The organism is Brevundimonas sp., from assembly GCF_031082345.1.
Taxonomy (GTDB): Bacteria; Pseudomonadota; Alphaproteobacteria; order Caulobacterales; family Caulobacteraceae; genus Brevundimonas.
The window spans coordinates 15,519-16,514 of the sequence record NZ_JAVHLH010000035.1 but is presented as its reverse complement, the minus strand read 5'-3'; the positions used below and the strand labels follow the sequence as shown (position 1 = coordinate 16,514).

The following is a 996-nucleotide window of genomic DNA, read 5'->3' as shown; positions in this document are numbered from 1 at the left end:
CGCCGGTGGTCAATGAGGCGGGCGAGATCCTCGGCGCGAATTTCGACTCCACCGTCCTGACCCAGCGCAACGCCTATGGCTATGACGTCAGGGTCAATCGCTCGGTGATCGTGACCACCGGCGCGGTGACCGCGGCGCTGCGGGACGTCTACGGCATGGAGCGGCTGGTGGAGGAGCTGGGGGTCGAGTGACCCCCGTTCCGCTCTAAAGCTGGCTCATCTTCTGCTGGGCCTTTGAGAAATACTGCCAGCCGGTCCAGAGGGTGACGATGGCGGCGATCCACAGCAGGACATAGGCGAAGGTCTGGAACTGGGGCAGCCACTCCAGCGGCAGGCCGAAGCCTTCCCACAGCGGCACGAGGGCCAGCTGCAGGGCGCCGAGGGCGAGCATCTGCAGCGTCGTCTTCCACTTGGCCAGCAGGGTCACCGGCAGCTTGACCTTGCCGGCCACGGTCTCGCGCAGGGCCGAGACGGCGAACTCGCGGAACAGGATCAGGCCGCAGGGGATGGCGGCCTGCGGCACCGAGCCCCAGGCCAGCACGCCGAGGATGGCGCCGGTGATCAGCACCTTGTCGGCGATCGGGTCGAGGATGGCCCCCCAGCGGGTCGTGGAATGCCAGCGGCGGGCTAGGAAGCCGTCGACCCAGTCGGTCGAGGCCGCGACCACGAAGATGACGAAGGCGGTCCGCCCGAAGCGGAACTGGTCGTCGGGACTGAGATAGTCCGACAGCAGCGGCAGGCCCTGGGGCGCGGCGCCGGCCAGGATCAGGAACATCACCACCCCGGCGATCAGGCGCAGGCCCGTCAGGATGTTGGGGATGGGGTTGGCGTGGTGCGTGGGGGTCATGTCGGACATCCTGCTTCAACGCCGATGTGCCACGCTTCGATGCGCGAGGCGAGGCTACAGCGCTTCGAAGCGTCCGGGACCCGAGAGGGCGCGCAGGATGCCGTCGGCGATGCCGAAATGCAGGCCGGTCAGGACCAGGTCGCCGGCGGC

At 68.5% G+C, this 996-nt stretch carries 2 protein-coding genes; one reads left to right on the top strand and one right to left on the bottom strand.

Going from position 1 to position 996, the window contains the following annotated elements; genetic code table 11:
• Window positions 1-191, top strand: a 191-nt coding sequence (locus RDU12_RS04015) for a S46 family peptidase (protein WP_308684133.1), incomplete at its 5' end; no start/stop codon positions are given.
• Window positions 192-204: 13 nt separating this feature from the next.
• On the opposite strand, the gene pgsA is transcribed toward RDU12_RS04015, so the two are convergent.
• On the bottom strand, window positions 205-846 hold the full coding sequence (gene pgsA, locus RDU12_RS04010; RefSeq protein ID WP_300290012.1) for a CDP-diacylglycerol--glycerol-3-phosphate 3-phosphatidyltransferase: 642 nt from the start codon (window positions 844-846) through the stop codon (window positions 205-207).
• Window positions 847-996 lie beyond the last annotated feature (150 nt).

What these genes read in the sequence shown, in the direction of transcription:
- pgsA (WP_300290012.1), bottom strand. Translation starts at nt 846, where the DNA reads ATGACCCCCACGCACCACGCCAACCCCATCCCCAACATCCTGACGGGC.